Raw genomic sequence first — 24958 nt, forward strand, 5'->3', positions numbered from 1 at the left:
GGCGGCGCGATCCCGCCGGCGCGCCGCGCGCGTCCCTGCGCGCGCCGCCCGCCCCGAAGAGCGCCCCGGGGCCGCCCGGCGGCGGCCGTCGGCGCGTCGCGGCCCGGGCCGGGCGCCCGGCCCGCAGGAGATCCCGGGTCAGGGCCGTGACGCGTGCGAGGGGGGAGGGGGCGCCTGCGTCCGGAGGTCCGGCTGCGCCGGGCCGTCCGCCCCTGACGCGCGCGTCTCCCCTTTCCCGCGACCGGCCGCCCGGTTACTCCTGTGCTCCCGCCGTCGCGGAAGGAGCCTGCCGATGACCGAATTCGCCCTGCCCCGGAACGCCTTCAAGGCCAAGCTCGCCGCCCGCAAGGACCCGGTCCTGGGACTGTGGCTGATGCTGGGGGCCGACGCCTCGACCGAGCTTCTGGCCGACGCGGGTTTCGACTACGTGCTGGTGGACGGCGAGCATTCGCCCCTCGACATCGACCTGATGCGCCGCCAGATCGCGGCGGCCGAGCGGGGCGCCTCCTCGGTGGTGGTGCGCCCGCCGGTGAACGAGGCCTGGATCCTCAAGCAGCTCGCCGACGCCGGCGCGCAGAGCTTCATCATCCCCATGGTCGACACCGCCGAGCAGGCCGAGGCCGCGGTCCAGGCCTGCCTCTACCCCCCCCAGGGCATCCGCGGGGCCGCCGGCGTGGTGCGCGCCGCCCGCTACGGCCGGATCCCGGGCTACCTCACCAAGGCCAACGCCGAGATCTGCGTGGTCCCCCAGGTCGAGACCCTGACCGCGGTGGAGAACATCGAGGCGATCTGCGCCGTCGAGGGGGTGGACGCGATCTTCATCGGCCCTTCGGACCTGTCGGCCTCGATGGGCTTCACCGGCCGCCCCGGGGCGCCGGAGGTGGACGAGGTGATCCGCAGCTCGATCGCGCGCATCCACGCCTGCGGCAAGCCCGCCTGCACGCTGGGCTTCGACGAGGCGACGGTGGCGAAATACCTCGGGATGGGCGCGGACATGGTGGCGGTGGGCTCGGACGTGACGCTGCTGCTGCGGGGGGCTGCGGAGCTGCTGGCGAAGCACCGCTGATCCCGTCGGGAGGGGCGGGCGCAGAATCCTGCCTCTCCCCGCTTGACGCCCCCCTCAGGCTTGGCTATCAGGCCCGCGGCTCGGCGGAGTAGCTCAGTTGGTTAGAGCAGCGGAATCATAATCCGCGTGTCGGGGGTTCAAGTCCCTCCTCCGCTACCACCACACCCCCCACTTCGAAGTCAGGGTTGGAGACGAACGCGCTCAGGCGCCCGCGGAGCTCCACCGGCACGCCGGCGCCATCGTGCGGCGAGCCGATGATCTCGGAGATCATCGTCCGCACGGCGGTCGCGGCGGTCTCGCGCCGGCATCCATCGCGACGTTCGGCGCGGCGAGCTCCCGCTGCGCTGAAGTTGGACGGGTCGTCTCGTTGGAGCGTGGCCCACGTCGAGGCCCTGAACCGCGCCGGGTCTGCCGGAGGCGGAGGGTCGTGCGCGACGCAGCCGCGTCGCAGGTTTCCAGCCCGGCGTAGACTGCGGCTTCGGCTTCCGCGGGCGGCACGTTGCCGATGAGATCCAGCAGGCGACGGTCGCTGAACCAGTCGACCCTCTCGAGGGCGGCGGGTTCAACCGCCTCGAAATTGCGCCATGGCCCGCTACGGTCGATGACTTCCGATTTGAACAGGCCGTCGAGGGTCTCGGCCCGGGCTTTGTCGCAAGGGTCGCCGACGCCGCCGACCGAAGGCTCTTCTCCTGCCTCTGCCAGGCGGTCGGTGTCGCGACCGGGCAGGCATCGCGAACTCCGGTCCGGGCGGCGGGCCAGCCCGCGCCGGGCTGCCTTTGGCGGACGGCCTGCTCCCGGGCGTCCAGCACGAAGCTCGCCTGCGCCGTGCAACTGACGCGCCGCCCCGCGATCCGTCGTGCGACGGCGTCGATCACGAAGGCGACAGGGACGAAGCCCTGCCAGGCGGCGACGCAAGCGAAGTCGCTGGCCCGCAGCATGTTCGGGGCCGGGACCCGGACCTGGCGGTTCACCCGGTCCAGAGGGATCGGGGCGCTCTGGTCCGGAACCGTGCTCCCGAGCGGCTTCCCCCCGATGACGCCCTGAAGTCCCAGGTCCTTCGTCAGTCTCGCCACGGTGCGCCGGGCGGCGCCGAAGCCATTGCGGCGCAACGGTCGCCAGACCTTGCGCGTGCCGCAGACGCCGGAGGTCGCCTCGAAGACGCGTCGGATCTCCGGGCGAAGGGCATCCTCCCGCCGCGCCCGCTTTGATCTGCGGGACGGCTCCGCCCGTCTGGCGAGATGATCATGGCAGGTGGGAGGAGATATCGGCGGCATCCGGCGGATCGGCCTGACTGGCCCCTTCGTTCAGCGTCTGCGCCGCGCAGCCGATCTTCGGCGCGATCGACACGAACGCAGCGGAGCCGGAGCCGCGCTCCGCTTCGCCGTCCAGCGCCGAGCGAAGCGCGCGCGCGGACCTCTGGGGAGGCCTGACCGTCGTCTTGCTTATGGGGCTCCATCCTGCTCGGGAGGTGGAGCCTCCGGCGGACCCGGCGCGGTTCGGTTTCGCGCGCGGCGCGTTCAGGCGCGGGGATCGAGGGGACCGGCCTGCTCGCCCCTGTGGCGGGGACGGACGCGCCGAACCTCGACGACGCGGGCGCCGCGACCGTCGGCCGTCCCGCCGTCGGATGGATCGCGTGCGGAAAGGGCTTGGCCGGGGGAGAGGTCCCGTGCATCGACGCCGCGCTCGGCCGGACCTCGCGGCGCGCGGCGTCCCGGGTGTCCGCAACCGCCGACGGGACGCGCGGACTGGATCCGCCGCCGCCCGGCGAAGAGGTCCCGGGACGAGCGGAGGCGCGGGCCCTCGTCGTCGGCCGCGGCGCTCTCGTCGTCGCCGGGATCGAGCGGGTCCCGGCATGGGACGGGCTCCCCCGCCCTTGCCGACGCCTCCTCGCCGTCCGCGGCGGCGGGCGCCGAGGGCGCCGTCTCGACCTCCGTCGACCCGCGCCTCGCCACGAGGGACAGCGCGTCGACGTCGGGTATCTCGAAGCGCCGCGGATCGAGGATGCGGATCAGCCCGTCGGCGTGGAACCGGTGCGTGATCCGGCTGAGCGACTCGACCGTCGTGCCCAGCAGGTCCGCGATGTCCGGACGGCTCAGCGGCACGGTCAGCACGCCCCCGCGGCCAGGACCGTCGGAGGGACGCCAGGCCATCGTCGCGGTCCCCGCCGCCAGGAACCCGGCCAGCCGCTGCTCCGGCGACTGCACGGCCAGACCGACGGCGATGGCGTGAAGCCGATCGAGCTCGCGCCGCGCCTGGGCCATGCGGATCCGGTCGAGCGCCTCGGCCCCGTCCCCTCCTCCGGCGAGCGCCCCCGCCGGCGCCGAGACCAGCGACGGATCGTCGAAACGGCACACCTCGACGTCGGTCGCCGCCTCCAGGCTGCCGATGGGGTCTTCGGGCCGCCAGATCATCTCGCCGGGCTGCACCAGCCCCAGCACGCGGCGGCGGCCGTCGTGGCCGAAATGCACCCAGCGCAGCCAGCCCGAGGCGAGCACGCCGAGGTAGGGCCCCGCGCCTTCCGCCGGCAGCGGCGCGCCGGCCGGCAGACGAGCCTGCGTCACCCGCCGGGACAGGCGCGACAACAGGGAGCCCGGGATCTCGGCGCAGACCGCGGCGCGGCGCGCAGGGCAGCTCGCGCAGGGTTCCGCCAGGCGCGGGGACGGGCGCGCCGAGACCCTGCCGAGCGCGTCTTCCGCGCCCTCCGGCGACGTGTTCAGGATCAGGCGCGGATCGTGAAAGCAGGTCATGCGGCGTCCTTACGCTCCGGGGACGAAGGCGCCGGGCGCGTGACGCAGGCCCGGCGGAAGACGGGGGAGATGACGGCGGTCAATGCATCGCGCGCCGCGGGGCGCGACCCTGCCGCGGTCCGCTGATGGGGAGACCGCCGATGTCCGCCGACGAATGGGTGCTCGTGATGAACTCCAGCCGCGCGCGGGTCGTGCGCGGTCTCCCGCGGGAGGGGTCCCCGGCGCTGCCGGAACTGTCGATGCGCGCGCCCAACCGGCGCCTGGGAGAGCTGATGGCCGACAAGCCCGGGCGCAGCTTCGCCTCGGGCGCGCCGGGGCGGCGCTCGGCGATGGACTACGGCTCCGACCCGCTGCGCGAGCACGACCGGGACTTCGCCCGCCAGGTGATCGCGATGCTCGAGCCGCATCGCGCGGCCGGGGAGTTCCGGGCGCTGTCGATCATCGCCGCGCCGGAGATGCTGGGCCACCTGCGCGAGGCGATGCCGCCGGCGCTCGCCGCGATGGTGCGGCGCGAGTCCGACAAGAACATCGCCGGAGTGCATGACTCGGTGCTGCTGGAGGCGATCCGCGCCGAACTGGGCGCGGACTGAGCCGGCGACGGGGCGCCGTCCGGCGGACGCCGGACGGCGCGGTTCGGCAGGACATCGGATCACGAGATCTCCTCGGTCAACTCGGACAAGGGGCGCAGGCGCGCGTCCTGCAGCGGCGGATCCCGCCAGGCGAAGCCGCGCAGCACGATCTCGCGCCAGGCTTCGCCGGGCGGCGCATCGGCCAGCCGGAGCCGCCCGGCGCAGGGCGGCAGGCCGCCCCGCGCGGCGCAGTCCAGGGGCCGCAGCCGCAGGGCCGAGCGCCCGGCGGTCCGCCGCGCGGGCCCGGTCGCGACCGCGTCCGGCCCCCGGGGGTCGCGCGCGCCCGCGCGACCCGGCCTCTCCGCGCCCCGGATCCCGCCGGCGGGCGGCGCGGGCCGCGGGACGTCCCCGGCCCCGGCCCCGGCCGCGGCGTCCAGGACCGCTCCGGAGCCCGGGCCGGGGGGTTGCATGCGTGCGCCGACCGTCATCCGATGACCGAGACCAGTTCCGGCGGCACGGAGTCGCCGAGGTCGATCTCCAGCAGCCGCCCGTCGTCGACATGGCTCCAGCCGTAGTCGGCGACGTAGAGATGCGTCTCGCCCGAGCCGTCGGAAGCCGGCGCGAAGGCCAGGTCCTTGACGCTGACCCGGTGGTGGAGGTCCTCGGAGTAGTGGCTGCGCAGCACCGTCAGCACGTCGACCACCGCGCCGCTGCGGTCGATCTTCCAGATGTCCGCGCTGAAGCCGCCGCCGACGTAGAAGACGTCCTCCTGCGCGTCGTAGGCCAGGGCCTCGGGGTCCTCGATCGCGGTCGGCAGCACCATCGAGCTGAACTGGGTCGTGCCGTGCGCGTCGACCTCGACGATGGTCCGGGTCTCGCCGTTGACGATGAACAGATGGCCGGTGATCGGATCGAAGGCCACGTCCTCGGGGTCGACGCCGCCGACCGCGAGCGTGTCGAAGGACCACAGCACCGTCTGCGGGGCCGAGACGTCGACCGCGAAGATCCGGAACTCGTCGTCGTCGGAGACGAACAGCGTCCCCGTCGCGGCGTCGAGCGCGAGGCCCGTCGCCTCGGTGGTGAAGGGCAGCGCGACGCCGCCGCCGAACTCGCCCGACAGGCTGACCGAGAACAGGTCCTGGCTGCGGGAGAACGGCGCCTCGTCGACCTCGGAGTCCGAGATCAGCAGCGTGCCCGAGACCGGGTCGTAGACGATGCCCGAAGGGTCCGTCGCGCCCCAGGTCCGGGTGAACACGTCGTTGACCACCACCGGCCCCTCGTCCGCGATCTCGGCCACCGCCGCGCCGGCGCCGATGGCGATCGCCGAGCCGTCGCCGGCTCGCCGCGCGCCCTCGATGACCAGCGAGAAGCTCTCGATCCCCTCGGCGAAGTCGTCGTCGAGGATGTCGACCGGCACCCAGGCGGTGGTCGAACCGGCGCGGATCGTCACCTCCCACGAGGTCGGCCCGACGAAGTCCTCGCCCGCGGCGGCCGTGCCGCCGACGGCCGAGACGGTGATGATCGCGTCCACGTCCAGCGCCGCCGACAGCCGCAGCGCGAACCAGGCCCGCCCGTCCGTCTCCTCGGCCGGGGCGGCCGCCGCGGCGGCGACCGAGACCGAGGGCGCCTGCGCGTAGGCGACGATCTGGGAGGCGTTCAGAACCGTGCCCGCCGAGAACATCGCCAGCGTCGTGCGCGCGCCGGCGCCGGTTCCGTCGGCGTCCCACATCAGCGTCGCGGAAGCGGGATTCCAGATGAACTGGCCGTGGTCGGCGGTGGCGGTCGTGCCGGTGGCGAACCACGCCGCGTCCAGCGTTCCGCCGGTCAGCCCCGCGCCCTCGGTCAGGCCGAAGGCGTCGGCGTAGACGCCGATGCGGTCCGAGTTCTCGAAATCGTAGATCTTGTCCCAGACGCCGGGCTCGGGCTGCAGCACGAACATGTCCGCGCCGGCGCCGCCGTACAGGTAGTCCTTGCCGGCGCCGCCGATCAGCACGTCGCCGCCGTCGTAGCCGTAAAGGATGTCCGAGCCGCCGCCGCCGTACAGGATGTTGGCCCCGCCGGCGCCCTTGATCGTGTTGTTGAGCGCGTTGCCCGCGCCGTCCAGCGCCCCGTCGCCGCGCAGCTCCAGCCGCTCGACATTGGCGCCCAGCGTCCAGCTGATGGTGCTGATCACATAGTCCACCCCGCCGTCGTCGACGCCGGGAAAGCTCTCCTCGTTCACCACGTCGCCGGGATCGTCGACGCGGTAGATGTCGTTGCCCGCCCCCCCGTACATCAGGTCGGCGCCCTCGCCCCCGTCGAGCAGGTCGTCGCCGTCCCCGCCGTAGAGGATGTCGTCGCCGCCCATGGCGTAGAGACGGTCCCGCCCGGCCAGGCCGAACAGCCGCTCGGGCGCGAGCGACCCGATCAGGTCGTCGTCCAGCGCGGTTCCGAAGATGTCGTGCATGATTGTAGACGCCGGCATTTTCCCACCTCCCATCGGGGAATTTCGAAGCCAGGGCGGGCACCCATCGTCAATTATGAATGTAATAAGCCTCGGCGGCGCCCGCCATTTCTCTCAGGGGGTAGATCGGTCTACCCACTATGGATGAGGGCCGGGGGCGCCTCCTCCCGCCCGGCGGCGGCGCCGCCGCCGTCGCCCGGCGCGCGGTCCGCGCGCCGTTCGCCCAGAAGCTCGGCGTAGAGCGCGGCGTGCCGGTCCGCGATCGCGTCGAGGCTGAACACCGTGCGCGCCTGCAGCGCCGCGTTGGCCGCCATCGCCCGCCCCCCGTCGGGATCGTCCAGCACCTCGAGCACCGCCTCGGCCAGCGCCTCGGGGTCGCCGGGCGGGGTCAGCCGGCCGTTCCAGCCGTCGGAGATCACCTCCCGGCAGCCGGGCATCGCGGTCGAGACGATGGGCAGGCCGGCGAGCGAGGCCTCGAGCAGCACCCGGGCCACGCCCTCGCGGTATTCGGTGGGGAACACGAAGAGGTCGGCCATGCGCAGCAGCGCCGGCACGTCCGAGCGCGCGCCGGTCGCGATCAGGTAGGGCGCGTGGGCGGCGATCTCGGCCTCGGTCACCGCCAGCGGGCCCTCGCTGTCGCGGGGGCCGACCAGCACGAAGCGCACGTCGGGGCGCACGGCATGGACGCGGGCGGCGGCCTCCAGCAGGGCGGGGACGCCCTTCTGGCGGGTGACCCGGGTGACGGTGATCGCCACCGGCGCGTCGCCCAGGCCCAGTTCGTCGCGCAGCGCCTCGGCCGAGGGGCCGGCCGCCAGCGCGCGCCCGAACCCCGCCACGTCCACGCCGCCGCCGCCGGCGGGGATCACCATGCCCCGCCGCCCGGCCATGCGATGCCGGCGGAAGAACTCCAGGTCGTCCTCGATCTCGAACACGGTCGCCGCGGTGCTGCGCGCGGCCAGCCGGTGCAGCGCGCGGTAGACCGGGCGCGCGCCCAGCGCCAGCGGCGTGCGCGAGGAATACACCCACGCCCGCCCGCAGATCGTGCGCACCACCTGCGTGTCCGCCCCCGACAGGCCCCGCGCCAGCGGCAGGAACAGGCAGGGCTTGGTGTCGAAGCCCTGGGCGATGTCCGGCTCCAGCGTCTCCAGCAGGGCCGCCAGCCGGCGCAGCGCGCGCAGGTCCGACAGCGGGCTGATGAAGCGGTCGAAGGGGAAGGCCGCGTGCTCGACCCCGGCCTTGCGGAACGGGGCGGGATCGCCGCTGTCGGCGGCGACCACCTCGAAGCCGCGCTCGCGCATGGCCAGGATGAAGGGAAGGCGCAGGACGTTGTCCTCGCCGCCGACGAACAGGACGCGGGCGGTCATCGGGAGGTCTCCTCGTCGACGGGAAAGGGAGCGCGAAAGGGGGCGGGAGCCGCCGCGCCGGGTCGCCCGCCGCCGGCCGCCGGCCGGCCCTTCCAGACCTCCAGCAGATCGGCGACCGGCATCCAGTCGAGCGCCCCGGCGATGGCGTCGAAACGCGCCTCGCAGCGGCCCAGGTTCACCCGCTGGCGGAACCGGTTGGAGGGGCGCATCCCCGGCGGGACCGGGTGGCCGGGGTCGATCTCCCAGGGGTGGATGTAGAAGACGTAGGGCAGGCCCGCGTTGCGGATCGCCTCGACCCCGCGCATCCACAGCGCGAAGGGCGTCAGCCGGAACCAGCCGCCCCCGCCCCAGGGCAGCCCCCGCCGCCCGAAGGGCAGGCAGGAGACGCAGACCTCGTCGAAGCCGGGACGCAGCTCGGCCACCGGCAGGCGGCCGTCGTAGCCCTCGATCCGGCCGTAGCGGTCATGGGCCAGCGTCGGCACCATCGAACTGTCGTAGGCGTAGCCGGCGGCCTGCAGCTCGTCGATCGCCCAGTCGGTGATCGAGAAGCAGGGCGCGCGGTAGCCGCGCACCTCCTGGCCCGACAGATCCTCGAGCAGCGCGCGCGCGCGGGTCACGTCGGCGCGGAAATCGGCGGGCCGCATCCGGTAGACCAGCTCGTGCCCGTAGCCGTGCGAGGCGACCTCGTGCCCGGCCGCGGCGATGTCGCGGACCAGGGCGGGGCGCCGCTCGGCCACCCAGCCCAGCACGAAGAAGGTGGCGCGCACGTCGTGGCCGGCCAGGATCTCGAGCATCCGCAGGGTGTTGCGCTCGGCCCTCTGGGCGCAGCCGTCCCAGGCGGCGCGGGGGACCACGTCGGCCACGTTCTCGCTGTGGAACCAGTCCTCGACGTCGATGCTCATCGCGCAGGGCGCGGCGGCGGCGCGTCCGCTCCCGGCCCGGTCGCCCGCGGCCGGGCCGCTGGCGGAGAGGCCTCCGAGAGAGGGGCTTTCGGGGGCGGGATGTCTCGGCACGGCGGTCATCGGCGCGCCGCCTCGATGTCGCGCGGCGACCGGCCGGCGAGATAGGCGCGCATCACCGCGCGCAGGTCGGGCAGATCCCCGCCGCCGGCCATCGCCAGCGTCGGACAGGCGGACCCCTCCTGCGGGGCCCAGGAATAGGCGATGTCCAGCGGCCGGCGGTCGCGCGGGACCAGCTCGTCCCAGATCGCCAGCATCGCCAGCAGCTCGGCCTCCGAGGGCAGGCGATACCAGGGCGTCTCCTTGCCGGCGCAGGCCTGGCCGAAGACCTGGAAGACGGGGACCAGCCGGGTCGGCGGGATCCCGGCCTCCAGCGCCGTGGCGATGCGCGTGCGCAGGGCGCCCAGGTCGCAGCCGGTCTCGGCGTTGCGGTGGTTGCAGGGATAGGGGTCGACCGCGATCAGGTCGGCCGACGCCGCCATCGCCGCGAACTCGCCCTGCCCCTTGGCGCCGTTCTGCACCACGATCAGGGTGCGCCCGCGGGGATCGTGCGCGTGGATCAGCGCGGTGCGCTCCGCCACCCGCTCGGGCGCCTCGGGGCAGACCGCGACATGGGGCTCGTCGGCGATGTAATAGATGCCCGAGAAGGCGGGATGCGCGCGCGCGGCCTCGACCGCGGCGATCACCGCGGCGTCGTCGAGCCGCCACGCGCAGCGGGTGTTGAAGCCGTTGCCCAGCCACAGCACCCCCTGCATGTCCGGCGGCAGGGCGTCGAGCCCGGCGACGGAGCCGGCGTCGGCCAGGTCGAAGCCCAGCGCCGCCGCCCCGGCCGCGTCGCCGCCCAGATTCAGGGCCAGGTGGCGCCCCGCCCCGGTCAGCTCGCCGGCGCGCGCGGCCGCCGGCGTCGCCGCCGCCGCGCGAGAGGGCGACGACGGGTGCGGGGCGTCCAGCCATGCGGTCAGCGCCGCCGCGCCGGCCAGCGCCAGGGCCAGGGTCCCGAGCCAGCGTCGCCACCGGATCTCGCGGCCGCCGCGCGGGCGCGTTTCGGTGCTGGAGGGCTTCGACATGGCGATCACCTTTCCTCCCAGGCGCGACGGTCGTCGGACCTCCGCGCGGCCGGGGGTCCGCCCGGCGACGGCAGCTCTTCGGCATCCTCCGCGGCGCGGCGCGCGAGGTCCCGGGACGGGGCGTCGGCCGGCGTCGGCCATGGATCGCCCCCGAAGCGCGCGGCGCGTCCCCGGCCGGACATCGCCCCGGCCGCGGCCAGGGCGCCCGCCGCCAGCAGGGCGCCCAGCGCCGTGCCGCCCGCGCTGGCGGCCAGGTCGACGAGCGACGGCTCGCGGCCCGGCGACAGCGCCTGCAGCGCCTCCAGCGCCAGGGCCAGCCCAAGCAGGGCCCCGGCCGAGGTCCATCCGCGGCGCGGCCAGGCCAGGCGCGCCAGCAGCGCCGCCACGGCATAGGCGGCCACATGCCGGTCGCCCCCCGTCATCACGCCCGGGGCCACGATCGAGGCCGGCGCCAGCGACAGCGCCGCCAGCGCGCCCCCGGCGGCCCAGGCGGCGATCCGCAGGGCGCGCGCCCGGCGCCGTCCCCCCGGGGCGTGCAGCCCCCGGACGCGATGCCCCGCCGCGCTCACAGCAGCCGATGCCCCCGGCTGCGGAAGGCGCCGACGTCCTCGGCTTGCGGGAAGCGGAAGTAGCGGGCGCGCGTCATGTCGAGCGGCCGCCCTTCCAGCCGGCCCTCGCGCAGGCGCTCCAGCACCTCGACCATCAGGCGGGCGCCGACGCGCTTGGTTCCGCGGATCACCCGGTCGAGCGAATCCCGCCGGTGCAGCGCGAACTCGGCGGTGGCCAGCACCTCGCCGGCGTCCAGCGCCTCGACCATCCGGTGCACGGTGATCGTCGCCTCGCGCTCGCCGCGCAGCAGCTGCCAGAAGCTGGGCAGCATCCCGCGGTATTCGGGCAGCCGGCCGGTATGCACGTTGATGCAGCCCAGCCGGGGGATCGAGAGCAGCTCGGCCGAGAAGATCTCGGGTCCCGCCACCGACAGGATCAGGTCGGGACGCATCGCGCGCAGCCGCGCCAGATAGGCGGGATCGTTGACCGAGGGCGTCTCGATCTGCGCCACGCCGCGGGCGCGGGCGAGACCGGCGATGGTGTCCCCGGTCAGCCGCGCGCGCAGCCAGCGCAGGCCGAGGCGCAGCGTGTCCCAGGGCCCGTAGAAACGCAGCATCCGGCGCAGCGTTCTCAGGATCGGCTCGTGGAAGGCCCGGTCGACGGTGATCCCGATCACCTGCGCCGTGCGCGGCGGCAGGGCGTCGAAGAACACCCGGAAGAACTCGATGACGTAGAGCGGGTCGTCCTCGGTCACCACCAGCACCCGCAGGGCGCCGACGGGGCGCAGGCGAGGCCAGTCCTCGTCGCCGTCGACCATCGGCCGGGCGGCGCCGGCGCGGTCGACGATCCAGCCGGTCTCGGCCCCCGGGCCGTCGGGATCGAACAGGGCCTCGGCGTCCGGCACGGACGGGGCGGGATGCGGTGCGGCGCGGGTCATCGCGGCGTCTCCTCAGGCGAACAGGTTGGCGGCGGAACGCGGGCGGGCGCGGGCGCGAGGGCCGGGGCCCAGCGGCTCCCGCCGGCGGGCGTGGGCGCGCATGTCGGCGCGGGCGACCACCGCCGAGACGCCGCCCGCCAGCCGCAGCCCGTGCAGGGCCGCGCGCGCCTCGGGCGCCTGGGTCGCGCCCCAGCGCACCGCCAGGATCGCCTGGTCGGCGAGCGAGGCGAGCAGCCGGGTCTCGGTCGCGCCCGCCGGCGGGGCGGCGTCGATCACCACGCAGTCGTAGGCCTCGCGCAGCTCGGACAGCAGGGCGCGGAACTCGGGCCGGGACAGCGTCTCGACCGGGTCGCCCCCCGGCAGCGGGGCCGGCAGCACGTCGAGCCCGGGCGCAGCCGAGGCGACGATCGCCTCGCGGGTCAGGGTCCTCGCCCGGGTGCGCGCGCCCAGGCCCAGCGCGGCGGCGACGCCGGGGCGGCGGATGTCGAGGTCGATCAGCAGCGTGCGCCGCCGCAGCCGGGCGAGATACAGCGCCAGGCTGGTCGCCAGCGTCGTCGCGCCCACGCCCGTCGCCGCGCCCGTCACCAGCAGCACCTTCGGGGGGCGGCCGGCGTCGGAGGAGGGGCTCAGCGCCTCGACCGCCACGGCGCGGATCGCCTCGGTATAGGGGGCGAACGGATCTTCGGGCAGCAGGGCCGCGGCCGGCGCGGCGCGGCGGGCGCGCCGCAGGATCGGGACCAGGCCCAGGCAGGGGACCTCCAGCGCCTCCTCGACGTCGCGGGCGCTGCGCAGGCGCTGGTCGGCGCGCTCCAGCGCGATGGCGGTCATGCCGCCGACCAGGCCGAAGCCGAGCAGGGCCGGGAACACGAACAGCGCCGGCGCGGGGGAGCTGGGGGACTCCGGCACGGTGGCGCGGGCGACGACGCGGGCCGGCGGACCGGCAGGGGGGCGGCCGAACAGCTCCGCCTCCCGGCGCAGAAGGCCGGCATAGACCTCGCCCGCCGCCTCGGCCGCGCGGACGAGCTCGCGCTCGCGCACCGCCTGCGCCTCGCCCGCGGCGGCGGCGGCGCGCAGGCTGCGCAGCCGGGCGTCGATATCCCCCAGCCGCAGGCGCAGCGCCTCGGCCTGGGCGGCGCCGGCCCCCGCGCCCGGCGCGTCGGCGGCCCCGGGCGCGAGCCCGCGCACGGCGTCGTCGGACGGCCCGGCCTGCGACGCCGGCGCCACCGCGGCCAGCCGCCAGCCGCCCTCGCGCAGCGCCGCGGGGGCGGCGGCGCCGTCCTGCGCCAGCCGGGTGGGCGAGACCGGCGCCCGCCCGCCGTCCGGCCCCTGCGCGCGCCGGTCGTCGAGGGCCAGAAGCTCGGCCCGCGTCAAACCCGCCTGGCGGTTCAGCTCGGCGATCGCGGCGGCGGCCGCGTCGGTCGCCGCGCCCTCGGCCGCCCCGAATTCCACGCGATGGGCGCGCAGCGCGCCCTCGGCGGCGTCGAGCTCCTGCCGCGCCGTCGCCAGGCGCGCCTGCACCGCCGCCAGCGCGGCCGACCGCTCGGCGCGCTGCCGCTCGGCGGTGCGGGTCAGGAACAGCTCCGCCGCCCGGTTCGCCACCCCGGCCGCGAGATGCGGGTCCGTGGCCACGTAGGTCACCCCCACCAGGCGGGAGCGACGCTCCTTGAACACGTTCAGGCCGCGAACGAGGTCGCGATAGTCCGGCAGCGCCGGCGGCGCGGTCCCCTCCAGGGCGGGGGGGATCGGATCCTCGGCCAGGCTGGCGGCCAGCAGGCGCAGCTGCCCGGGGGAGAGCAGCAGCTCCACCAGCGTGTCGAGCGCGGCGGGATCGGCCACCTCGACGCCGTCGCGCAGCTCGGTCTCCTGCAGGAGCTGTGTCTTGGCGGTCCAGCGCACCGGCAAGAACGCCCCGGCCGCGACGGCCAGCGCCAGCCCCGTGGCCATGAAGCCCGCGATCAGCAGGCGCCGGCGACGCAGCATCGTGGCCACCAGCTGGAAATGCATCTCGCCGTCGCTGCGATGAATCATGACCGGATCTCCCCGGCGGCGGCGTGGCCCGCCCGGGCCGGCCGCGTCGCCTCGAGCAGGCAGACCGCGACGCCGAACCAGAACAGCGGGTGGCGCACCACGAAATGGAACATGCTGAACACCGCGAGCCCCGCGACCAGCGCCGCCAGCGCCGCCAGCCGCGCCCGCCAGGCCGCGCCGACGGTCGTCAGGCACAGCAGCAGGAAGGCCGAGGTCGCCACGATCCCCCCCTGCGTCAGCAGGTCGAGCGAGGTGTTGTGCGCCTCGAACTTGTAGGGCGGCGGCTGCTTCCAGGACTTCGAGGTCAGGTGCGGCCCGGGCCCGTAGCCGATCAGGCCCGACCACAGCCCCTTCTCCCAGGCCTCGGCCCAGAGGTGGAAGCGCAGGTCGCCCTGGCCGTCCTCGGCATAGACCTCGGCCGAGGTCTGCTCGACCCGCTCCACCGCCGCGGACAGGAACGGCGCGGCCGAGGCCGCGGCCAGCGGCAGCGACAGCAGCCCCAGCGCCGCCACGCCGCCGCGCAGCGTCGGGCCCATCGGCACGTCGCGAAGCCAGGTCACGCTCTTGAGCATCAGGTAGAGCGAGCCCGCCGCCATCAGCGCCACGACGAAGGTGTCGCTCCGGGTCAGGAGGCCTGTGGTCAGCGCCACGCCCAGCAGCGGCAGCATCGCCAGCGCCTCGCGCAGGCGGGGGGCGGTCTCGGCCAGGTGGACGGCGAGAAGGGCGACGAACAGGGCGAAGAAACCGAGCTGGTTGGGGTCCAGCGACCAGCCGCGCAGGCGGTCGTAGAACCACGGGTCGACCCCGGGCAGCGCCAGCGGCCCCCAGGCGTCGGCCATCTGCAGGAGCATCGAGCCCGCGCCCAGCGCCGCCGCCCGCCGGATCGCACGGCGCCGGCGGGCGGGCTCGGCCAGATCGATCGCCATCATGCAGGCCAGCGAGGCGAGCAGCGTGTAGGCCATCACGTCATGGGCGATGCCCGACCAGTACTGGAACGGCTCCCGCGCGAAGCCCACGGCCGCCCCGGCGCACAGCGCCAGCGCCAGCGTCAGCCAGAACAGCGAGATGCGCGCCAGCGCCGGGCCGAACGCCGCCCCGCCCGCCAGCGTCAGGCGCAGCGCCGCCAGCCCCAGCCAGGCCAGCAGCAGCAGCTCTCCCGGTCCCAGCGGCAGCCCGCCCAGGCGCAGCTGGGTCGAGGGATAGACCGCGAGACCCGCCGCCAGAAGCCAGGTCATCGCCCCGCCTCCAGAGGGCGGCGGCGCGGGCCGGTCCCCGGGCGCAGGGGACGGCCGCCCCCGGCCGCCCCCCTCGCCCGTCGCCGCGGCGCGGCCCGGGCGACGCCGCCCCGGTCCCGCGGAGGGCGAGCCCGGTCCGGCATGCGCATCGCCATCGTCATGTCCCCACCTCCGACGCTGCAGACGGGCTGCGATCCCCGGGGGCCGGCATGTCGGCGACGGCGGAGATCCCCGGCCGCGCCGTCAGGGCGTCCGAGGACCTCTGGGTGACATATCCGCGATTACTGCGAGAATCCTCCCTTGGGGGTAGACGAGGCGTTACCGCCTTCGCGTCAGGTCCGGATCATGAGGGAGTATTCGCCCAGATATTTGTAACCACTCTTGGGCGTAGACCGCCCCGCTTCGGCCAGAACATCTTCGACCCGTCACAGCGCCGTCGCGGAGTCGTCGCGAAATCGTCGCGAAGGCCGCGCCGGACGCGCGCAATCCGTCGTCTCGCGACGACGCCAAGGGGAGTGGTGCTATGAAGGTCGTCATCCAGTGCGGCGGAAAGGGAACCCGGCTGCGGCCCTACACCATGGTGCTGCCCAAGCCGCTGATGCCGGTGAAGTCCGAGCCCGTGCTCGAACTTCTGCTCAAGTGGCTGCGCCGGAACGACGTGCGCGAGGTCTTCATCACCACCGGCTACCTGGGCGAGCTGATCCGCAGCTTCTGCGGCGACGGCCGGCAGTGGTCGATGAAGATCGAGTACACCGAGGAACGCGAGCCGCTGGGCACCATCGGCCCGCTGGCGATGCTGCGCGACCAGCTCGATTCCACCTTCATGGTGATCAACGGCGACGTGCTGACCGACCTGAGCATCGGCGCCTTCCTCGCCTGCCATCACCGCTCGAAGGGCCTGGTCACCGTCGCCACCGCCCGGCGCGAGACGCCGCTGGAGTTCGGCGTGATCGAGGCCTGCGACGGGCGCGTCGTCTCGTTCAAGGAGAAGCCCAGCCTCACCAACCTGATGAGCATGGGCGTCTACTGCATGGAGCCGGGCGTGCTGGAGCACATCCCCCGCGGCGTGCCCTTCGGCTTCGACGACCTGATGTACCGCCTGCTGGCCGAGGGCGAGCCGGTGCACACCTACCAGCATGACGGGCTGTGGCTCGACATCGGGCGGGTCGCCGACTTCCAGAACGCCCAGGCGCTGGACTGGGACGAGCAGGCCCCCGCGCACGAGCGCCTGGTGGTCGTCTCCTGATCCCCGGCGCGGCGGCCCCGCGCCGTCGCGCCCCTCTCCTTCCCACTCCAGCGCCGGAAGCCGACCATGCTGCTCGTCTCCGAACCCCTCCTGGGCCCCGAGGAAGAAACCGCCGTGCTCGAGGTGATCCGCGGCGGCTGGCTCACCCAGGGGCCCCGCGTGCGCGCCTTCGAACGCGCCTTCGCCGACCTGCACGGGGCCGCCGACGCGGTGGCCGTGAACTCCTGCACCGCCGCGCTGCACCTGGCGCTCGCAGCCCTGGGCGTGGGTCCGGGGGACGAGGTGCTGGTGCCCTCGCTGACCTTCGTGGCGACGGTGAACGCGGTGCTCTACACCGGGGCCACGCCGGTGCCCGTCGACATCGAATCGCTCGAGGCGCCGCAGCTCTCGCTGTTCGACGCCGCCGCCCGCCTGACCCCACGCACCCGCGCGGTGATCGTCATGCACTACGCCGGCCGGCTGGTCGACCGGGGGGCGTGGCGCGCCTTCGCCCGCGGCGCGGGGCTGCTGCTGATCGAGGATTCGGCCCACGCCGTCGGCGTGCCCGGCGCCGGGACCTTCGGCGACGCCGCCGCCTTCAGCTTCTACGGCAACAAGAACATGACCACCGGCGAGGGCGGCATGGTCCTGCTGCGCGACGGCGCCGCCCGCGACCGGGCCCGGCGGATGCGCGCCCACGGCATGTCGGCCAGCGCGGTGCAGCGGCTCGAATCGCGCAACGCCCATTACGACGTCGGCTGCGAGGGCTGGAACTACCGCCTCGACGAGATCCGGGCCGCGCTGGGCCTGGTGCAGCTGGGCCGTCTGCCCGAGATGAACGGCCGCCGCGCCCGCCTGGCGGAGCGCTACATCGACCGGCTGGGCCCGCTGGAGCGCGCCGGCCTGATCGCGCCGGGCGCGCAGGGCGGCACGTCCGCCCATCACATCTTCCCGGTGCTGCTGCCCGAGGGGGCCGACCGCGACTCGGTGGCGACCGAGCTGGCGGCGGCCGGCGTGCAGACCTCGATCCACTATCCGCCGGTGCACACCCTGTCGCGCTTCCGCGAGCTGTGGCCCGGCCTGCGCCTGCCGCTGAGCGAGGCCTACCACCGCCGCACCCTGACCCTGCCCCTGCATCCGAACATGGCGCCCCAGGACGTCGACAAGGTGGTCGACGCGCTCGAGATCGCGCTGAGCCCCGTGGAAGGAGAACCGGCATGACCGCCCAGTCCGCGCCGCAGACGTCCGCCTCCGCGCCGTCCCTGCCCTCGCCGCTCCGGGTCCGACGGCGCGCGGAACCGGGCGGCGGCCCGCGATCCCCGGCCGCGCAGCCGCCCGGCCCGGGATCCGGCGCCCGGGCCGGCGCCCGGCGGCCCTCCGCGACCCGCGCCGCCCGCGCGCGCGCCGCGGGCGCGGGCGGGGTCGCCTCGATCCTGCGGCGCGCCTTCGACGTGAGCGCGGCGGCCGCGGGCCTGCTGGCCGCGGCGCTGCCGATGGCGGCGATCTCGCTGGCCATCCTGGCCGAGACCGGGGCCCCGATCTTCTACGCCCAGACCCGTCTGGGCCAGGGCGGGCGGCCGTTCCGGATGCTCAAGTTCCGCAAGTTCGCCCCCCGGCCCGAGGGCGCCGACTGCCCGGTGACGATGCGCGACGACGCGCGGATGACGCCGCTGGGCCGGATCCTGGCGCGCAGCAAGCTCGACGAGCTGCCGCAGCTGTTCAACGTGCTGCGCGGGGACATGTCGGTGGTCGGCCCGCGTCCCGAGAGCCTCGCCTTCGCCGACTGCTTCGAGGGCCGCTACGCGGGCATCCTCGACCACCGGCCGGGGATCTTCGGGCCCAGCCAGGCCCGGTTCCGAAACGAGTGCGACCGCTATCCCCGCGACATCGACCCCGCCGCCTTCTACCGGCGCACGCTGTTCGCCGAGAAGGCCGAGATCGACCTGGCCTATTACCCCCGCCGCACCCTGCTGGGGGACCTCGGCTGGGTGCTGCGCTGCCTCGCCTCGATCGCCGGGCTGGGACGCGGGCGGCTGCCCGGCGGCGCCCCGGGGCGGGCCGGCGCCGGCGGGTCCGCGCCGACGGCGCGGAACTGACCCCCGCCCACGAACGCGGCGCGACGCTTCGGGCCGGCGGCCATGCGCCGGCCCCGACCGGGCCGGGCGCGGAGATGCGCGGCCCCCACGATCACCGGAGGACGGACGGATGGATGGATCGAACCTCGCGCCGGGACCCTATGCCGGGCGCAACGTGCTGGTCACGGGCGCCGACGGGTTCATCGGCTCCCACCTGACCGAGGCGCTGACCCGCGGCGGAGCCCATGTCACCGCGCTGTGCCTCTACAACAGCTTCGACACGCTGGGCTGGCTCGACGACCTGGCGCCGGACCTGCGCGCCCGGATCAACGCGGTGCGCGGCGACCTGCGCGACGCCGCGATGATGCAGCGCCTCGCCGCCCGGCAGGAGGTGATCTTCCACCTCGGCGCGCTGATCGCGATCCCGCATTCCTACGTCGCCGCCCAGTCCTACGTGGACACCAACATCCTCGGCACCCTCAACGTGCTCGAGGCCGCGCGCACCCACGAGACGCCCCGGGTCGTGCACACCTCCACCTCCGAGGTCTACGGCACCGCCCAGACCGTGCCGATCGACGAGCGTCACCCCCTGCAGGGCCAGTCGCCCTATTCGGCCACCAAGATCGGCGCCGACATGCTGGCGGAATCCTTCGCCCGCGCCCACGACCTGCCGGTGGCGATCCTGCGTCCGTTCAACACCTACGGCCCCCGGCAGAGCGAGCGGGCGGTGATCCCGACGCTGATCCGCCAGGCGCTCGACCCCGCGGTCGAGGCGATCCGCATCGGCGACCTGACCCCGGTGCGCGACTTCACCTTCGTCGAGGACACGGTCGCGGCCTTCCTCGCCATCGGATCCGAGCCCTCGATCCTCCATGGCGCGCCCTACAACGCCGGCTCCGGCCGCGCCGCCACCATCGCCGACGTGCTGGCCCTGCTGCGCGAGATCTGCGCCTGCGACAAGCGCGTGGCGCTGGAGGGGCGGCGGATGCGCCCGGCGAACTCCGAGGTGCGCGAACTGCTCGCCGACGCCTCCCGCCTGACCGCGGCCACCGGCTGGCAGGCGCAGGTGGGCCTGCGCGACGGGCTGGTGCGCACGGTCGAGTGGTGGCGCCGCCGCCTTGCCGACGGCCTGGTGCGGCGCGAAACGGGCTACGCCACATGAGCCGCCCGCGACCCGTTCCCGGCCGGCGGGCCCGCCCCGCCGGCCCCCGCGCCGCCGCGGCGGGCGCCCTCGCCGCGGCCCTGTCGCTGGCCGCCCCCGGCCCCGCCCCCGCGCAGGAGGCGCCCTATCGCCTGCAGCCCGGCGACGTGATCGCGATCTCGGTCGCCGGCCTGCCGGCGCTGGACCGGCGGGCGGAGATCCAGCTCGACGGCGCCGTCCCGGTCCCGATGATCGGCGAGACCCCGGCCGCCGGCCGCACCCTGGCCGAGCTGCGCGAGGCGCTGCGCACCGCGCTCGCCGGGCGGCTGCTGCCCACGTGGACCCCGGACGGCCGCGAGCGGCTGCAGGCCGTCTCGCGCGAGCAGGTGGGCGTGTGGGTGGCCGAGCATCGGCCGGTCTTCGTCTCCGGCGACGTGGCCCGCCCCGGCGCCCTGCCCTTCCGCCCCGGCATGACCGCCCGCCAGGCGCTGGCCGCGGCCGGCGGGCTGATGCGCCCTGCGCCCCAGGCGGGGCTCGCGCTCGATCCCGAGGCGCTGCGCATCGACCATGCCGCCGCCTGGCTGGCGCTGGCCGCCGCCGACGCCCGCATCTGGCGCCTGCGCCGGGAACTGGCCGCCGCCGGCGCGCCGGAGCCGGCGGCGGAGGTCTTCGCCCCCGCCTCGCCGCCCCCCGACGCCGCCTCGGCCGCGGCGCTGGCCCGGGCGGTGGAGACCCAGCGCGCCCTCTTCGACGAACGCGCCGGCGACGCCGCGCGCGAGCGGGCGCACCTGGCCGGCGCGCTCGACCAGCTCGACGCCCAGATCGCCGTGCTGCAGGAGCAGGTGGTGGTCGAGCGCCGGCGCGAGGAGGCCGACGCCGCCGATCTCGCCGTCGCCCAGGGCCATGCCGAAAAGGGCATCTACACCCAGTCCCGGCTGGCCGACATCCGCAGCGCCGCGCTGATCTCGGCCACCCGGCGCCTGCAGACCGAGGCCGGCCTGATGGCCCTGCAGCGCCGCCGCACCGAGGACGCCCGCACGCTGGAGCGGCTGGACGTCCAGCGCCGGCTCGACACGCTCGACGCGCTGGCCGCGGCCGGCGTCCGGCGCGAGGCGGACCGCGCCCGCCACGAGGCGACGCTGGCCCGCCTGCGGCTGGCGGGCCTCGCCCCCGTTCCGACCGAAGAGGGCGAGCCGGTGCTGCTGGTGACGCCCGACCGCGGCGGCGCCGAGACCGCGGTCGAGCCCGACCGCCTGCTGGCGCCCGGCGACGTGGTCCGCGTCCAGCGCGCCGCATCCGAGGCGCCGCTCGCCGCCGCTCCGTCGTTCCCGGCCGGAGCGCCCGGGCGCGACGCGCCCGGCGGGGCGGTCGGGCGCGCAGGCGGGGGCGCGGGCGGCGGCGCGGGCGGCCCGCTGGCGATGGCGGCGTCCCCCGCGGCGCCCCGGACGCTTTCCGCACCCGGTCCCCGGGCCACGCCCGACGGCGCCGGGCGTCCGCAGGCGGCGGCGCGCTGACCCATGGCCCCGCTTTTCAACGGCGCCTCGTGGGCGGGGGTGGAGCGGCGGGAGCCCGTCCGCCCGCCGGTTCCCCACGACCCGGCCGGCGCGACGCTGGTCGAGATGGTCGGCCCCGCCGCCTGCGGAAAGACCACGCTCGCCCGGGCCCTGGTCGCGGCGCTGCAGGCCCGCGGCCGGGCCGCCCGGCTCGCCGCCAGCGCCCGCCCCTCGGAAGGCGAGGACGATCCGCGCGGCTGGCGGACCGGGGCGGGGCCGCTGCTCGCCCCCGCCAGCCGGATGGCCAAGGCCGCGGCGCTGGCGCCGACGCTGGCGGGGCGGCCGTCCGCGCAGCGCTCGACCCGGGAGATCCTGGGCGCCCTGCCCCCGCGCAGCTTCATGTGGGAGCTGCGCTACCGCCGCTATCTCGACCAGCTCGGCGCACGGTGGGAGGAGGCCCTCGCCTTCCCCGGCGCCACGGTCTTCGACCAGGGCTTCCTGTCGGCGGTCGCCTCGCTGGCGGCGCTGGGGCGGGCGCTGGACGTCGCGGCCTGTGCCCGGGCGCTGGACGCGGCGCCCCGGCCCGACCTGGCGGTGCGGCTCGACGCCCCGCTCGAGCGGCTGGAGCATCGCCTGACCCTGCGCCTGCGCGCCCAGGGCCCGGTGGAGCGGCTGCTGGAGCCCGGCCCCGCCGCCGCCCCCGCCCAGCTCGCCGCCTTCGAGGCGCTCGACGTGCTGCTGGAGCGGCGGGCGCTGCGGGTGCTGCGCCTGAGCGTGCCGGACCTCGACGCCCTGCCCGCCGCCGTGGCCCGCATCGAGCACGAGATCGCCGCCCTGCGCGGCGAGACCGAGACATGAGGCCCCTCGCCTCCCGCAACGCCGGCGCGGCCCCCGATGGCCCGCCGAGGGCCGAGGCGGCCCCGGCCCCCGCCGCCTCGCGTCCCGCCCCGGCGGGGCCCGAGGCGGCGGCGGGACCGGACGCCGGCGGCCTTCAGGGGCCTGACGCTCAGGCGCCTGACGCTGCGGCCTCGGCGCTTCAGACCTCCGCGGACCGGGCCGGCCCGACCCCTGCGGCCGCCCGGAGGGGGCGGATCGGGCGCGTGCTGGCGGAGCTGAAGCAGGGCCGCGGAAAGGCCCTCGGACGGGGTCTGGCGGGGGGCGGCGGTCCTTTGCGGTCGGCGAGCGCGGGGGCCTTCGCGGTGCTCGTGGCCGGCGCCGGCGTCAGCTACCTGACGCAGCTGGGCACCGCGCGTCTGGTGGGGCCGGACGCCTTCGGCCTCTACATGTACGCCCTGTCCTGGGCGACGGTGGCGGCGAGCTTCTCGACGCTGGGCTTCCATGTCTCGCTGCTGCGGCTGGTCCCGGCCTGCCGGGCGCGGGAGGACTGGGCGGGCGCGCTGGGGGCCGAACGCTTCGCCACCTCGGCGGCGGTCGCGGCCTCGGGCCTGCTGGCGGGCGCGGGGGCGGCGGTCACGCTGGCCCTGGGCGGCTGGCGCACGGTCGAGGGGGCGACGCTGCTGCTGGCGCTGGCGGCCGCGCCGTTCCTGGCGCTGCAGCTGGTCGCGGCGGCGGCGGTGCGGGCCTATGGCGGCGTGGTGCGCGCGCTGGCGCCCGAGCGGCTGGTCCGCGACCCCGCCGCCCTCGCGGCCCTGGCCGCGCTGGCGCTGACCGGCGCCGCGGCCCCCGGGGCGCCGGCGGCGATGGCGGGGATGCTCGTCTCGGCGGCGATCATCGCCGTCCTGTCCCTCGTGCTGCGCCGCCGCCTGCGGCCGCCCCAGGTCGCCCGCGCCGCGCCCCGCTTCGCGCTGCGCGACTGGATCCGCCCGACGCTGCCGCTGACCGCGATCATGGCCGCGGACGTGTCCATGGCCCGCTCGGGGGTGATCCTGCTGGGCCTGCTCGCCTCGGCGCGGGAGGCGGGGGTCTTCGCGGTGGCGATGGCGCTGGCCACGCTGGCGGCGATGCCGCGCATGGCCGTGGCCGCCGCCTTCGCCCCCACCGTGGCCGAGCTGCACGCCCGCGGCGACCGCGCCGCCCTGCAGGCCCTGCTGGCGCGCGCCGCCCGGCTGAGCCTGAGCGGCGCCCTGCTGGTCGCCGCCGGCCTCGCCGCGGGCACGCCCTGGCTGCTGTCGCTGTTCGGCGAGGGCTTCGCCCAGGGCGCGCCGGCCGTGGCGATCCTGGTCGCGGGCCAGCTGGTCGCCGCCGCCGCCGGCCCCCAGCAGCACCTGATGACGATGACCGCGAACGAACGCGCCGGCGCCTGGATGCACGCGGGCGGCGCGCTGGCGGGGCTGGGCCTGTGCGCGGCGCTCGCCGCGCCCTTCGGCGTCGTCGGCGCCGCCGTCGCCGCCACGGCGGGCGTCGTGATCTGGAACCTCGCCATGGCCTGGTTCGCGCAGGCGCGGCTGGGGCTTCGCCCCGGCCTCCTGGCCCGCACCCGGCCCTCACAGCAGGAGCGTTTCCGATGACGGACCTCTACCTCGACCTTCCGCCCCCGCAGGCCCGCCGGGGCGCGGCCCCCGAGCGGCTGCCCGGCGACGCGCCGGGCGCGGTCCGCGCGCTGGTCGCGGGCCTCGCGAAGCGGGGCGTGCGCTTCTGCCACTGGAAGAGCAACCTGCGCCTGGCCGAGGCGATGGCCGGGGCCGAGGACCTGGACCTGCTGGTCCGGCGCGAGGATGCCGGCCGCCTGCTCGCCGCGGCGATCGAGGCGGGCTTCCGCCCCGCCGTCTCGCGCGGGGGGATGGGCCACCCCGGCGTGATCCACGCCTTCGCCCTGAACGACGACGCCTCGGGGCTGGTGCATCTGCACGCCTATTTCGGCGTGGTCACCGGCGACAGCCTGGTGAAATGCTTCCGACTGCCGATCGAGGAGGACCTGCTGGCCGGCGGCCATCGCCTGCACGGCCTGCCGGTCCCCCCGCCGGAGGCGGAGCTGGCGCTGTTCGCGCTGCGGGTGCTGCTCAAGCACGCCGACCTGGTCGAGGTGGCGATGGTCGCCCGCGGCTACGACGCCGTCCGGCGGGAGCTGCGCTGGCTTCGGGGGCGCGCCGACCTTTCCGCCGCGCAGACCCTGTGGCGGCGCTGGCTGCCCGCGGGCGACCCGCCCCGGCTGGCCGAGGCGCTGGCCGCGATCGAGGCCGAGGGCGGCCGCGGGCGCCTGGAGCGGATCCGACTGGGCCTGCGCCTGTCGCGGGCGCTGCGCGACCGCCGCCGCATCGGCCATGCCGCCGCCCGCTTCCAGCGCAAGCTGCGGGTCTGGCGGATGCTGCGCAACCGCCGCGCCGGGCGGCGCGACCTGGCGCTGCAGACCGGGGGCCTGGTGGTGGCGATGGTCGGCCCCAAGGGCGTGGGCAAGTCGACGCTCGGCGGCGAGATCGCCCGCCGCCTGGGCCGCGACCTCGACATGCTGCGGGTCCATGCCGGCCGGCCGCCCGCCACCTGGCTCAGCTTCGCCCCGCGGCTGCTGACGCCGCTGGCGCGCCGGCTGTTCCGCTCCGAACGCACGGGCGAGTATGAAAAGCCCGAGCGGCGCGCCTCCGGCCGCTGGTCGCTGCTGTTCGTGCTGCGCATGACGCTGCTCGCCCACGACCGCCGGGCGCTGCTGCGCCGCTGCTGGCGCGAGGCCGCCTCGGGCGCGATCGTGGTGACCGACCGCTACCCCTCGCAGACGCCCGGCGCGATCGACAGCGGGGTCTTCGACAACGCCGCCGTGGCGGCGGAACGATCCATCCTCAAGCGCTGGCTGATGCGGCGGGAACAGGCGCTGTGCCGCGGCGTGCCGGGCCCGCAGCTGGTGCTGCGCCTCGAGGCCTCGCCCGAGACGGCGGTGCGCCGCGACGCGGCCCGCGACAAGCCGGGCGGCCCGGATGCCGATGCGGTGCGTCGCCGCTGGGGAATGGAGACCTGCGCCGATTTCGGCGCCGCGCCGGTCGCGATCATCGACACCGACCGGCCGCTCGCCGCCTCGGCCGAGGCGGCCGCCCGCGCCATCTGGCGGGCGCTTTAGGCCGGGACGTGGGGGACGTCCCCCCCCTTGTCCCGTCGTCCTCGCCGGCCGGGC

General features: G+C 76.1%; 19 protein-coding genes, 1 tRNA gene and 1 pseudogene. 11 read left to right on the plus strand and 10 right to left on the minus strand.

The annotated features are described in order from the left end of the window. The first annotated feature begins 292 nt into the window (after positions 1 to 292). Both BM064_RS16605 and BM064_RS16610 read left to right on the plus strand, forming a co-directional pair. Positions 293 to 1066, plus strand: a complete 774-nt coding sequence (locus tag BM064_RS16605; protein WP_218161060.1) for an HpcH/HpaI aldolase family protein — start codon at positions 293 to 295, stop codon at positions 1064 to 1066. A gap of 82 nt (positions 1067 to 1148) precedes the next feature. Further along, positions 1149 to 1225 (plus strand) — tRNA-Met (locus tag BM064_RS16610). 108 nt (positions 1226 to 1333) lie between these two features. Here the strand turns inward: BM064_RS16610 and BM064_RS16615 are convergent. Together BM064_RS16615 and BM064_RS16620 are read right to left on the minus strand one after the other, a co-directional pair. After that, positions 1334 to 2512: pseudogene (locus BM064_RS16615) on the minus strand (IS3 family transposase). A gap of 71 nt (positions 2513 to 2583) precedes the next feature. After that, on the minus strand, positions 2584 to 3813 hold the full coding sequence (locus BM064_RS16620) for a Crp/Fnr family transcriptional regulator (protein ID WP_092861313.1): 1230 nt from the start codon (positions 3811 to 3813) through the stop codon (positions 2584 to 2586). 140 nt (positions 3814 to 3953) lie between these two features. Here BM064_RS16620 and BM064_RS16625 point away from each other — a divergent pair, with 140 nt between their 5' ends. Further along, positions 3954 to 4403, plus strand: coding sequence for a host attachment protein (locus tag BM064_RS16625; protein WP_177236299.1), 450 nt, complete (start codon positions 3954 to 3956; stop codon positions 4401 to 4403). 463 nt (positions 4404 to 4866) lie between these two features. Here BM064_RS16625 and BM064_RS16635 read toward each other — a convergent pair whose 3' ends face one another. The 8 genes from BM064_RS16635 to BM064_RS16670 form a co-directional block, all read right to left on the minus strand. Beyond that, a complete protein-coding gene (locus tag BM064_RS16635; RefSeq protein WP_177236300.1) occupies positions 4867 to 6846 on the minus strand; it encodes a Calx-beta domain-containing protein in 1980 nt (659 codons plus the stop codon). Positions 6847 to 6956: 110 nt separating this feature from the next. Further along, positions 6957 to 8189: a glycosyltransferase gene (locus BM064_RS16640; protein WP_092861322.1), complete on the minus strand. Its 1233-nt coding sequence runs from the start codon at positions 8187 to 8189 to the stop codon at positions 6957 to 6959. Then, positions 8186 to 9091 carry an XrtA system polysaccharide deacetylase gene (locus BM064_RS16645; RefSeq protein ID WP_177236301.1) on the minus strand — a complete coding sequence of 302 codons (906 nt, stop codon included), beginning with the start codon at positions 9089 to 9091 and terminating at the stop codon, positions 8186 to 8188. The genes BM064_RS16640 and BM064_RS16645 overlap by 4 nt, the downstream gene beginning before the upstream one ends. A 116-nt stretch (positions 9092 to 9207) precedes the next feature. Then, complete coding sequence (locus tag BM064_RS16650; RefSeq protein ID WP_092861325.1) at positions 9208 to 10215, minus strand: hypothetical protein; 1008 nt, start codon at positions 10213 to 10215, stop codon at positions 9208 to 9210. A 5-nt stretch (positions 10216 to 10220) separates the two neighbouring features. After that, positions 10221 to 10784: a hypothetical protein gene (locus BM064_RS27535; RefSeq protein WP_092861327.1), complete on the minus strand. Its 564-nt coding sequence runs from the start codon at positions 10782 to 10784 to the stop codon at positions 10221 to 10223. Next, positions 10781 to 11701, minus strand: coding sequence for a methionyl-tRNA formyltransferase (locus tag BM064_RS16660; RefSeq protein ID WP_092861329.1), 921 nt, complete (start codon positions 11699 to 11701; stop codon positions 10781 to 10783). The genes BM064_RS27535 and BM064_RS16660 overlap by 4 nt, the downstream gene beginning before the upstream one ends. A 12-nt stretch (positions 11702 to 11713) precedes the next feature. Continuing rightward, a complete protein-coding gene (locus tag BM064_RS16665) occupies positions 11714 to 13729 on the minus strand; it encodes a GumC family protein (RefSeq protein ID WP_092861331.1) in 2016 nt (671 codons plus the stop codon). Continuing rightward, entirely contained in the window at positions 13726 to 14964 is a 1239-nt protein-coding gene (locus BM064_RS16670; protein WP_092861333.1) for an O-antigen ligase family protein, read from the minus strand. Before BM064_RS16670 ends, BM064_RS16665 begins: the two co-directional genes overlap by 4 nt. A gap of 523 nt (positions 14965 to 15487) precedes the next feature. On the opposite strand from BM064_RS16670, the gene BM064_RS16675 reads away from it, so the two are divergent. The 8 genes from BM064_RS16675 (at position 15488) to BM064_RS16710 (ending at position 24904) form a co-directional block, all read left to right on the plus strand. Beyond that, positions 15488 to 16210, plus strand: coding sequence for a nucleotidyltransferase family protein (locus tag BM064_RS16675; protein ID WP_092861335.1), 723 nt, complete (start codon positions 15488 to 15490; stop codon positions 16208 to 16210). Positions 16211 to 16276: 66 nt separating this feature from the next. Next, complete coding sequence (locus tag BM064_RS16680) at positions 16277 to 17410, plus strand: DegT/DnrJ/EryC1/StrS family aminotransferase (RefSeq protein ID WP_092861337.1); 1134 nt, start codon at positions 16277 to 16279, stop codon at positions 17408 to 17410. Further along, a complete protein-coding gene (locus BM064_RS16685) occupies positions 17407 to 18285 on the plus strand; it encodes a sugar transferase (RefSeq protein WP_092861339.1) in 879 nt (292 codons plus the stop codon). The genes BM064_RS16680 and BM064_RS16685 overlap by 4 nt, the downstream gene beginning before the upstream one ends. A 109-nt stretch (positions 18286 to 18394) precedes the next feature. Then, on the plus strand, positions 18395 to 19426 hold the full coding sequence (locus BM064_RS16690; RefSeq protein ID WP_092861341.1) for an SDR family NAD(P)-dependent oxidoreductase: 1032 nt from the start codon (positions 18395 to 18397) through the stop codon (positions 19424 to 19426). Continuing rightward, a complete protein-coding gene (locus BM064_RS16695; protein WP_092861343.1) occupies positions 19423 to 20919 on the plus strand; it encodes a polysaccharide biosynthesis/export family protein in 1497 nt (498 codons plus the stop codon). The genes BM064_RS16690 and BM064_RS16695 overlap by 4 nt, the downstream gene beginning before the upstream one ends. A 3-nt stretch (positions 20920 to 20922) precedes the next feature. Further along, a complete protein-coding gene (locus BM064_RS16700) occupies positions 20923 to 21756 on the plus strand; it encodes an AAA family ATPase (protein WP_092861345.1) in 834 nt (277 codons plus the stop codon). A 341-nt stretch (positions 21757 to 22097) separates the two neighbouring features. After that, positions 22098 to 23366, plus strand: coding sequence for a lipopolysaccharide biosynthesis protein (locus BM064_RS16705; protein WP_177236302.1), 1269 nt, complete (start codon positions 22098 to 22100; stop codon positions 23364 to 23366). Further along, complete coding sequence (locus BM064_RS16710; RefSeq protein WP_092861349.1) at positions 23363 to 24904, plus strand: hypothetical protein; 1542 nt, start codon at positions 23363 to 23365, stop codon at positions 24902 to 24904. Before BM064_RS16705 ends, BM064_RS16710 begins: the two co-directional genes overlap by 4 nt. Positions 24905 to 24958: the final 54 nt, after the last annotated feature.

The sequence above is a fragment of the Albimonas pacifica genome, from assembly GCF_900113695.1.
Lineage (GTDB): Bacteria > Pseudomonadota > Alphaproteobacteria > Rhodobacterales > Rhodobacteraceae > Albimonas > Albimonas pacifica.